At 42.0% G+C, this 9,375-nt stretch carries 9 protein-coding genes; 4 read left to right on the top strand and 5 right to left on the bottom strand.

Translation table 11 applies throughout. The annotated features are described in order from the left end of the window. Nucleotides 1-260: 260 nt before the first annotated feature. From AACT19_RS23320 to AACT19_RS23315, 4 genes are all read right to left on the bottom strand, one after another. Nucleotides 261-1,430 (bottom strand): MFS transporter, encoded by a 1,170-nt coding sequence (locus AACT19_RS23320; RefSeq protein ID WP_076648992.1) that lies wholly within the window; start codon nucleotides 1,428-1,430, stop codon nucleotides 261-263. 188 nt (nucleotides 1,431-1,618) lie between these two features. Beyond that, nucleotides 1,619-1,711 carry a hypothetical protein gene (locus AACT19_RS25540; protein WP_366664312.1) on the bottom strand — a complete coding sequence of 31 codons (93 nt, stop codon included), beginning with the start codon at nucleotides 1,709-1,711 and terminating at the stop codon, nucleotides 1,619-1,621. Then, nucleotides 1,708-1,884, bottom strand: a complete 177-nt coding sequence (locus tag AACT19_RS25535; protein WP_445286125.1) for an IS1/IS1595 family N-terminal zinc-binding domain-containing protein — start codon at nucleotides 1,882-1,884, stop codon at nucleotides 1,708-1,710. Before AACT19_RS25535 ends, AACT19_RS25540 begins: the two co-directional genes overlap by 4 nt. 489 nt (nucleotides 1,885-2,373) lie before the next feature. After that, nucleotides 2,374-3,267 (bottom strand): LysR substrate-binding domain-containing protein, encoded by an 894-nt coding sequence (locus AACT19_RS23315; protein ID WP_076648990.1) that lies wholly within the window; start codon nucleotides 3,265-3,267, stop codon nucleotides 2,374-2,376. A 179-nt stretch (nucleotides 3,268-3,446) separates the two neighbouring features. Here AACT19_RS23315 and AACT19_RS23310 point away from each other — a divergent pair, with 179 nt between their 5' ends. After that, nucleotides 3,447-4,214: a carbohydrate deacetylase gene (locus tag AACT19_RS23310; RefSeq protein WP_016799701.1), complete on the top strand. Its 768-nt coding sequence runs from the start codon at nucleotides 3,447-3,449 to the stop codon at nucleotides 4,212-4,214. 106 nt (nucleotides 4,215-4,320) lie between these two features. Then, nucleotides 4,321-6,168 (top strand): hybrid-cluster NAD(P)-dependent oxidoreductase, encoded by a 1,848-nt coding sequence (locus tag AACT19_RS23305; protein ID WP_076648988.1) that lies wholly within the window; start codon nucleotides 4,321-4,323, stop codon nucleotides 6,166-6,168. Between the two features lie 123 nt (nucleotides 6,169-6,291). Here AACT19_RS23305 and AACT19_RS23300 read toward each other — a convergent pair whose 3' ends face one another. Beyond that, the gene (locus AACT19_RS23300; protein WP_016792128.1) at nucleotides 6,292-7,215 is read right to left on the bottom strand and encodes a LysR family transcriptional regulator; all 924 of its coding nucleotides are present in this window, start codon (nucleotides 7,213-7,215) and stop codon (nucleotides 6,292-6,294) included. Nucleotides 7,216-7,336: 121 nt separating this feature from the next. Here AACT19_RS23300 and AACT19_RS23295 point away from each other — a divergent pair, with 121 nt between their 5' ends. Both AACT19_RS23295 and AACT19_RS23290 read left to right on the top strand, forming a co-directional pair. After that, nucleotides 7,337-8,086, top strand: coding sequence for a 3-oxoacyl-ACP reductase family protein (locus AACT19_RS23295; RefSeq protein WP_016795501.1), 750 nt, complete (start codon nucleotides 7,337-7,339; stop codon nucleotides 8,084-8,086). A gap of 359 nt (nucleotides 8,087-8,445) precedes the next feature. Next, a complete protein-coding gene (locus tag AACT19_RS23290) occupies nucleotides 8,446-9,204 on the top strand; it encodes a TerC family protein (protein WP_076648986.1) in 759 nt (252 codons plus the stop codon). Nucleotides 9,205-9,375: the final 171 nt, after the last annotated feature.

Here is a 9,375-nt window from a genome sequence, read left to right as displayed (position 1 = left end):
GTTCAGAGGCTTCATAGACCTGAAGTTTTACTCGTGGCACTTTTCTCAAAAAGTGCCAGCTAACTCAGATCTTCCCCAAACTTTGTTAGAACTAATAGACAGTCCAAAGTAGCGATATGCTGTTTGAATTAAGTAATCTAGTGCAAAATGAATGGCAGATTGGACTAACATGTTTAATCCAATCAGGAGTGAGCAAGTAATAGAAATAGTGCTGACTTTTGTGATTATGCTTCTCTCATGAAAGTCAGCACTTTCGCTAATTAATTCACTTCTGAAAGTTTAAGAGCGGGACTTTTTTTCTGATTTAGTAAGATACTAATCAACGCTAATACCGTAAATGCTAAGCTCGATAGGAATAGGTTTTCTACACCGAACTGAGCGATAAACCACCCAGCGACTATCGAGCCAATAGTGATCCCAAAATTTGAAAAAGAGATGTACAGACTATTTGCAAATACTTTCGCATCACCTGCATTATCCATAACCCATGTTTGGCTCACAACCAAACCAGCAGAGTGTACTGCACCCCAAAACGCGACCATTGCTACCATGAAGGAGAACGAAAAACCCATGAAGTATACAACAAGATAGATAAGGCCAAGTGTAATAGGGTAAAGCATCACGGTCTTTTTCATGTTTTTGCCAAGTAATTTACCAAAGATGAAGTTACCAAAGATACCAAACACACCGAACACCATCAGCATTGCACTAATCCACGTGCCGTTCATATTCGTTACATTACTTAAGTACTGAGTAATAAAGCTGTACGAAGAAAACATCGCTGCAAATACGAATATTACGGTCGATAAAGACAGCCACATGGACTTGCTACGTAAAATAGTTACTTGAGAGCCGAAGGACATTTTTTCCTTTACAGGCGCGCTTTCCATCAAGAACATCACACTCACTAACGCAATGGCACAAGCAGTTAAGCCAAAGTAAAAGGCATAAGCGAGAGAGTATTGTTCAGCTAGAAAAGCGCTAATCGGAATACCGAAGACCAAACCAACAGCAACACCACCGAATACTTTTGCTGCGGCGTTGCTTTGCTCTTCTACTGATACCATAGAAGTAGCTGCTACCAATGCAACTGAAAAGAAAACAGCATGCATCAAGGCTGGCAAAACGCGAAATATCATCATGGTCGTGTAATCTTGCGTTATTGCGTACACAAGGTTCGATAGAACGAACAAGGAAAGTATACCAATTAAGACGTATTTCCTATTCCACCCTGACATCAATAATGTAATAAATGGTCCACTTACCGCCACGACGACAGCGTAAACACTGACTAACAGACCGGCTTCTTGTACATCAATATTAAAGTCTTTCATGACTTGAGGAAGGAGACCAATAATACCAAGCTCTGTCGTGATAACGCCAAAAACGGCTAAAGATAGAGCAAAGATAAACAAGCTTTGTTTTTTCATTTTTTCAACTCAAATTATTAATATGCGGTAATTACGTACCGTCGATATTGGTTGTTGTTAGAGCCCTAAGTCCAAGTGTCGGAAAAGTGGCACAAAAATGTTGTTTTTTATCCAATAAAAATGCCGTTTTCAATGTGATTGAATTCGGCAACGTATCAGAATTCGCATTTTCAAAGGGGGAATGGCTTCTATTTATCCCGATGACATGCGCTTAGAACCGTGTTGTACGAAACTTGCAAATGACGACTGGTTGCTCGCTTTCCATGATTTTGTGCGGTCATTTCAATAATCCTATTTCGAATTCCTGGTTTACAGGCCTCGTAACAATATTCACTTGAAAGGTACGGCGGCAAGCAAGACAGCGAAATCGTTGATGGCCGTTGGGGCCATAGCCATGCTTTGTGACACTGTCACTCTTATGGCAGAAGCAGCAGTTAGGTCTATTCGTTGTCACATCGAACCGTAAATTTCACCAAAAGATATTGGTAGTCGTTTGAATTTAATTATCAACTTGGATTGCATAATAGGGGATAACACACGCAAGATTAAGTCCTTAAAATTACCAATACATATTCCCACAGGGACTTAATATGTCTTTTTGAAGTTTTATTGTGCAAATGGTACTTGAAATAATTTGTGGGAAATGCTGATCCTGGCAATATCAGGTAACGCTCAAAGTAGTTTAGGGACAACTCAAATCAATCAAATGAAAGAGTATGCCAACGACGTTCAAAGTCATGTGTTGGAGTCATGTGGCCACTGGTTGATGGAGGAGTGCCCAGTCCAGGTTGAAGATCTAGTTATTGATTTTTTTAACAAAAAATAATCAATAAAACTCAGTTTGAGTGTTGTTGATTCGTACCCTAGAGCCACTCTAGGGTATTTTTATATTTGAACTGCTTATAATTCGTACTCGGTTATGTAGCAATATAACGAGAACTCTTTATCCATTGTCTAGTTCAGAATGTACCCAGCGAGAAAACGCTTGGAATTTTACTCTTGTTTCCATTCCTTTAGGGCAAACCAAATCGTAGCCCTTTCCTGATTCAATATGCGGAAATGGCGCGACTAGCCTCCCCGCTTGGATTAAAGGCAGCGCAAATTCATACCGAGCAAGAAACACACCGAGCGATAATTCCGCCGCTTCCATCGCTAGGCGATTGTCACTATAGAAGTCACACCGTTTTTTACAATCAATGTCGATATGCATTTCATCTAACCAATACTGCCACGCACTTGTATCCCCTCTATGGATAAAATTAACGTCAGATAGAGCGCTCAACCCACTGTGAAGACCATGCTCGGTGGCGTAATTAACACTGCACACAGGTGTCCTCTTTCCAGAAAATAGTCGCTCACTGAAGTGATTGGGATACCGCCCCTGGCTATAAAAAATCGCCACATCGTAAGGTTCAAATTGAAAATCAGATTGATTCTGTTTGGTTTGCAGCTTGATGCTTAGATTGGGGTATTGCTGACGAAGTGAAGGGAGTCTCGGGATCAGCCAAGCAGAGGCAAAATAAGGTGATGTGGCTATATGTAAGCTACCAGTCAGCTCTCCGGTTTGAATGTCAGAAAGGGTAGAAAAAATGGACTCAAATGATGAATTCAGAACTCTCAGAACTCTTTGTCCCTCCGGTGTGAGCTCTAACTTTCGGGTTTTTCTAATGAATAGATTGAATTGAAGCTGCATTTCCAGTTTTTTAATTCGCTGGCTAACCCCACCTTGGGTCAGAAAGAGCTCTTCTGCTGCTTTGGTAAAACTCAAGTGGCGCGCTGCAACGCTAAAAGTATGAAGCAGAGAAAGCTGCTGTTGTTGATTGGTGATCGAGCTCATGCATTACCCTGGTTAATTCGTGTGGGGAAATTACTCGTTTGTCCGAAGTTATCAGTCATTATAGATTAATTTGTGTAATGTCACATTGCAAGGACGTTAATGGTGACTCAATCAAGAAGGGAATCGGAGCTGATAACGCTATTACGAGAATCGATAAGATATAACGTGGATGAGATACGATGAAACTTATTTTAAATGCTGATGATTTCGGGCTGACGGAGTCGGTGAACTTGGGGATTGCGGATTGTTTTCGTGCCGGAACCGTAAAATCGACCACCATAATGATGAACCAACCTGGTGTCTCTCACGCGTCACAACTCTATCAGCGTGGTCTTATTCATGAAGTTGGACTGCATTTTACAGTGACATCAGGTAAATCAATATCGTCCCCTAAATTAATTCCAACACTGGTTGACGAGAATGGTCATTTTTTTGATAGAAAGACCCTGTTTAATAAATCTGATGTGTCTTCTGATGAAGTCTTTAGAGAGTGTATGGCGCAATATCAAGCGGCTTTAGACGCGGGATTTAATATTAATCATATCGATAGCCACCATTTTGCTGGTGCCTATCGCCCTCTTAAAGTAGGTTTTACACAAGCAGCCAATGAAATAGGCCTCCCCGTCAGGCGTATTGATAGCTTTATACGGGGTCAAAACTTATTGTCGGTTCCTACCCCAGATGCGTTTGATATGGGCTTTCATGCAGAAGGTGTCAATATTGAATACCTCAAAGCAGTATTGCTGGCTTATCAAGACAGCATGCCTAACAGTACGATTGAATTAATGTGCCACCCAGCAAGGACGCTAACTGAAGAGCTAGAGGACATCTCTAGTTATACCCATGCTCGTGTTGAAGAGTGGAAGATTTTAACCAGCGATGAGTTCTCTCTCTGGCTAAGAAAAAATGGCATTGAATGCGTTGGTTTTGATGCGCTTCATGCTTAAATCGCGAAACAACCGACCTCCTCACAAGTAAACCATCGGCCTTGTTAGGTCGTTAAAACCGTTCCTTGCGGTTCAATAAATCAGCACAATAATAAAGGGTGACATTGTGGTAAATTCTACCGTACTTTCCCAAGTTAATATCTATCCAGTCAAATCCATTGGCGGGCTTTCTCTCTCTTCTTCATGGGTCGAAAAGCAAGGCCTTGTTTTTGATCGTCGCTTTATGTTGGCGTTAACTGGTGATGATGTCTCCGCTTCGGCTAAATACCCAACCATGGTGACGGCGCGTCAGTATCCAAACATGGTTCAAGTGAGTTCTAGTCTACTGCCAACCGGTATCATTTTTTTTTACCCCGGGATGGAACCACTAAAACTACACTATTCTAATTTTAAAATGCAGGCTACAGATACCAGTGTTTGGAGGGACCGCTTTTCAGCCTACACAACAACCGATGAAGCAAATGACTGGTTTAGCCAAGTGATAGGGAAGCGAGTTGAGTTACTGTTTACTGGCGAGCAATCTAACCGCATGAGAGAAAACCTTGGTCATAATGTGAGCTTTGCCGACGGTTTTCCTATCTTGCTGATTAGCTCTGGCTCATTAGCGGAGCTGAATAGACGCAGCAGCGAAGTCCACACCATGGAACAGTTTCGCACTAACCTCGTGGTGCAATCAAACGAACCTTTTATCGAAGACTCATGGAAGCGTATCAAGATAGATGACGTTGAATTTGAAATTGTAGAGCCGTGTGAGCGGTGCATTTTAACGACACTTGATCTGGAAAATGGAGAATTTAGGGCCAGTAAAGAGCCATTGACGAGCTTTTCACGCTTTAGAGCCAACGAGCAAGGCAAAATATTTTTCGGGCAAAACCTTGTAGCGAAAAACGAAGGTGTTATCTCCATCAATGATGCTATCGAAGTGCTTGAGTATAAATCCAAGGAGTTTTATGAAGATCTCGACGCAAAAAAACAAGAGTTGATTTGTGTTGAAAGAGAACCTACAGCAAGAAACTTCGAGACATTTTGGTTTGAGCCTAAAAACGGTATGGTGCCTGAGTATAAAGCGGGACAACACCTCCCTATTGAGATCACGGCCAATGGCAAACTGACCAAACGAATGTATACGCTGTCATCTAGCCCCTCTCGGCCAGAACGTTTGTCGATTTCAGTGAAACGGGTCCATGGTGGTGAAGTTTCCAACTGGTTGTTCAACCACTTACAAGTTGGCCATACCATTATTGCGGATCAACCCAAAGGCACTTTTCATATTACTAAAGAATCGAATGAGCCGCTGTTGCTGCTTTCTGCCGGTAGCGGTGTGACGCCCATGATCGCTATGCTTCGGTATTTGACTGACCAACGAGACACTCGTGATATTGCGTTTTATCATCAATGTTTGACGAAAGCGGATATTCCATTCATGGAAGAGCTCGTTATGCTAGAAAAACAACACGCCAATGTCACTGTGACTCTAGCCCTTAGCGAGCCATCAACTGATTGGCTAGGCGAAAAGGGGCATTTTAGTCGTTCTCATTTAAATCAAATTTCAGAGTTTCACAAACGTCAAGTTTTTGTATGTGGTCCTAGTGGTTTCATGGAGAGTGTAAAGCGCTTGATGATAGAGAGTGGGCTGCCTGAAGAACAGTACCATCAAGAGACATTTGGCGTTGCAAGAGTGGCGGACGGGAGCGAGAAAAGGGTTCAAATCAACCTTGATGGTGTCGTGTTTGAAGGAAGCAACCAGCGCACCGTTCTGGAGCAAGCTGAAGCTGCAGGGCTTTCTATTTCGAATAACTGCAGAGCTGGTTTCTGCGGCGCCTGCAAAGTCACAGTGAAATCAGGAGAGGTTTACCAGCCCGATGCCCCAGGAATTGAAGACAGTGATAAGGCGAAAGGAATGGCCCTAGCTTGCTGCGCGATACCTAAGACAAATGTAAATATTGTTAGCTAGTATGTAGGTTTTATGATGATTGAGGCCACTATCAAACTTTGATAGTGACCTCAATATCGTTGGACTATCTAAAACACAATAACACCCAAATGACCTGCAAAGTCGTGCTTCGATTAGTCAACATTACAAAGAAGCCTCAAAAATATCCGGATGACGGCTCGATAATGCAATGATTTCATCTATGATGACTCTTATTTTAGGCAGAATGTAAGGTGTTTTTAGCCAAACAATACTGATGGGTGCTCCTTCGCCATTGAATTTCTCTAATACAGGGCATAATTGCCCATCATCAAGGTATTGCTTCACTAACCACACTGGTAGTTGAGCTAAACCTGCACCAGATAAAGCCGATTGCAAAATACCTTCACAGTCGGCTATCTCATGACGTGCTGAAATATCAACAGATTCGGTTGCCCCTTTAGCATTTTTCAGCAGCCAACTATGCCTTTGTCCTATAGGCCAACCGACGATGCAATCATGTTGGGCAATATCTTCTTTTTTGGTAATCGGTGCTCGCGTTGCTAAATAAGAGGGAGAGGCACATATCACCCTTTTTTGCTCCCCTATTTTACGTGCAACAATATCGCCCGAATTTTCTAAGTGCCCAACGCGGATCGCAAGATCAATCCCGTCACTGACTAAATCCGTAGGACGGTCATTAAAGGTAATAGATAGATCTAATTGCTCGAACTTGGACGTTAATTCTAACAACTTGGGTAGGATTGCTCTTCTACCGAGAACTGCGGGTAAATCAATACGCACACGCCCTGATGGCAATAACTGTTGATTGCTTAAGCGCTTCTCTGCTTCCTCTAAAATGGTCATCGCTTTAAGGCAGTCGGCTAAATAGGAATCCCCATCATTGGTTAACGCGATGCGTCGAGTTGTTCGATGAAGGAGTTTGGTGCCTAGCTGTTTTTCTAGTCGAGCAACGCTTTTACTTAAAGCTGAACCGGTCATTCCAAGCGCTTGAGCCGCAAGGGTAAAACTCCCCAACTGCGCTACGGTGACAAAATGACGAACTTCCACAAACTGGCTTTTTAACATTAATTAATTCCCCCAGAGACTTTATGTTCTTCATTATATGGACTTAATAAACAAATGTGAATCGATTATTCTGCGTACATCAACGAGATGATTACATCGATTTTCAATTAAGGTAAACATAATGAATAACTTCAATAGATTCAAAGGTAAGGTCGCTTTTATCCAAGGTGGCAGTCGCGGCATTGGTGCCGCCATTGTTGAGAGATTGGCATTGGAGGGAGCGTCTGTTGCTTTTACATTTGTGTCATCCCACGAAAAAGCTAAAGCGCTTGCTGAGAACTTAACTTCACAAGGTAGCAAAGTCATCGCAATAAAGGCAGATAGCACTAAGCCTGAAGATATCAGAAATGCAATCAGCGAAACCATAGAACAACTTGGTCAAATTGATATTGTCGTAAACAACTCAGGTACGCTGATCTGGGACAGTATTGAAAATTTGACGATGGATGATTGGGACAAGACCATCAATACCAACGTACGAAGTGTATTTGTGGCTATTCATGAAGCCGCGAAGCATATGAATAATAACGGCAGAATAATCAATATCAGTAGTACGAACGCTCAGCGCATTCCTTTTGCTGGCGGTTCTATATATGGAATGAGCAAGTCTGCACTAACCGGATTGGCCAAAGGTCTCTCTCGAGATCTAGGCCCTAGAGGCATTACAGTCAACAACATTTTACCTGGTCCGGTAGATACCGACTTAAACCCAGACAATGGCGATACTTCAGAGCCTGTAAAAGCTATCGGTGCACTTGGTCGTTATGGTCAAGTTGAGGAGATTGCTAGCTTAGTAGCATTCGTCGCTAGCTCAGAAGCGGGTTACATCACTGGTGCTGATTTGATGATCGACGGTGGCTTTTCCGCTTAATCAAAATATGCAGTCAAGTAACTCGTGATTTATCAATCTAACTTCAAGCAATCATCGATACATGGTTAGTAAAGAGAAGTACAATGGTTGGCCTATTTCACAGGTCAATCATTTAGAACCCCTTGGCTTTGATCAGTTTTGCATACTTGCCAACGACATCCAGTCACTACCACATAAACATCCGATGTTAAATATTGAGTTCAACAATAAAATAGATAACACATTAAAAACTAGCGTTATTAAATTGAACTCTGACTCTTAATCCAACATTTCTAAACAAAGAGGTAAATTACTTCTATGGACGACCCCGTTAGGTGCCGCTTTATCCCATTGTCTTCTTGTATTAAGGAGATAAGCACATGCTAGAGCTCTTTCTACAACCCGAAATCTGGGTAGTATTTGCAACTTTATTGATTCTTGAAATTGTTTTGGGTGTCGATAATGTCGTCTTCATTTCTGTTCTATGTGAGCGGCTTCCCGAACAGCAACGCAAAGTTGCACGTAATTTAGGTATTGGTCTGGCGGTGTTAACGCGAATAGGTCTTGTACTTTCTATTTCGTGGGTGATGTCTCTGACTAATCCTTTGCTGAGCTTCGCCCATACAACGTTCACCGGGCGAGATATTATTATGATATTGGGTGGTGGTTTTTTGTTAGCTAAAAGTGCGAAAGAACTTTGGTCATGGTTAAGACATACACCATCGTCATATTCGACTCAATCTAGGACTGGACTAGCCATCGTACTTCTCCAGATTGTAGCGGTAGATGCCGTTTTTTCAATGGATTCAGTTATAACCGCTGTCGGCTTAACATCTGAAGTGCCCGTTATGATAGCCGCTATTTTGACATCCGCGATTTTTATGATTTTAACAGCGGAAAAAATTAACAACTTGGTTATTCGTTACCCAGGATTTAAAACGCTGGCTTTACTGTTTTTGGTTTTATTAGGAGGGTTGTTGATGGCGGAAGGGCTAGCCATTCATATCAATAAAGGCTATGTGTACTTTGCTATGGTTTTCGGACTAACGCTTGAGTTATGTCATATACAAATAAAAAACAAACATAAGCGAACCTTAACCATCCAGCGAATTAAAGCATATCAGTCCAAAGCGAGCTGAGTTACATTCTAATGAGACACGTCTCCATTATAAGGAGACTGTCAGCTCTGCTAATTCGGAATGTGCAAACCTATTCGACACAGTCAGCACTAGACAAAGCTGCTTTCTATAAATAAGGGTTATTCATTAATTGCTAATTTAGGAAGGCCGATAACTCAGAAATGCCCCAAA

The organism is Vibrio sp. 10N.222.47.A9 (genome assembly GCF_963872585.1).
Classification (GTDB): Bacteria; Pseudomonadota; Gammaproteobacteria; order Enterobacterales; family Vibrionaceae; genus Vibrio; species Vibrio splendidus.
The sequence above is the reverse complement of the archived record's forward strand: the minus strand, read 5'-3'. Positions and strand labels throughout refer to the sequence as shown.